Origin of the sequence: Streptococcus infantis, from assembly GCF_047463635.1 — a bacterium.
In the GTDB taxonomy this organism is placed as follows: domain Bacteria; phylum Bacillota; class Bacilli; order Lactobacillales; family Streptococcaceae; genus Streptococcus; species Streptococcus infantis_W.
The window spans coordinates 1-785 of record NZ_JASHDL010000053.1 but is presented as its reverse complement, the minus strand read 5'-3'; the positions used below and the strand labels follow the sequence as shown (position 1 = coordinate 785).

The following is a 785-nucleotide window of genomic DNA, read 5'->3' as shown; positions in this document are numbered from 1 at the left end:
ATTACAGCCGTCGTTTTCAAGATAAAGAACTCATTTCGGAAATTTTTTCACAGGTTCTCAACCAAGCTTTGTACGCTGGCTTAATTGATCCTTCTGAAATATTTGTGGATGGTACCCATATCAAAGCGGCAGCTAATAGTCACAAGTACCGTAAGGAAATGGTAGACCAACAAGCTAAATTTATGAGTGAACAATTGGAAATTGAGATTGATTTAGATCGGAAAAAACACGAAAAAAAGTCCTTAAAGCCCGCAAAAGAAAGTGAGGCTAAGGAAAAGAAAATCTCAACGACAGATCCCGAATGTGGTTGGTTTCATAAGGGCGAACACAAGGAAGTATTTGCCTATTCTGCTCAAGTTGCTTGTGATAAGCATGGTTGGGCCTTGGCTTATACGGTTGAGGCAGGAAATGTTCATGATAGTCAGGCTTTCCCTGCCCTATTTTCAAAGTTAGAGCCTTTCTCACCACACTATATTATTGCGGATTCAGGCTACAAGACCCCAACTATTGCCCATTATTTATTAGAACGTAACATCATCCCTGTCTTTCCTTATACTCGACCAAAGGGAGTAAAGGGGAATTTAAGACCTAGTAATTTTGTTTATAATGCAAGTGATGATTGTTATGTCTGTCCAGAGAATCAAGTATTAAGCTATAGCACTACCACTCGAGAAGGCTACCGTGAGTATAAGAGTAATCCCAAAGTATGTGTTGCCTGTCCTTTATTATCCGTTTGTACCCAAAGCAAGAATTTTCAAAAAGTAGTAACGAGACATGTCTGGAAA

The 785-nt window shown here is 39.2% G+C and carries 1 protein-coding gene; it reads left to right on the top strand.

What is annotated here, in order from left to right; genetic code table 11:
- Positions 1-785, top strand: a 785-nt coding sequence (locus QM867_RS10715) for a transposase (protein ID WP_414315755.1), incomplete at both ends; no start/stop codon positions are given.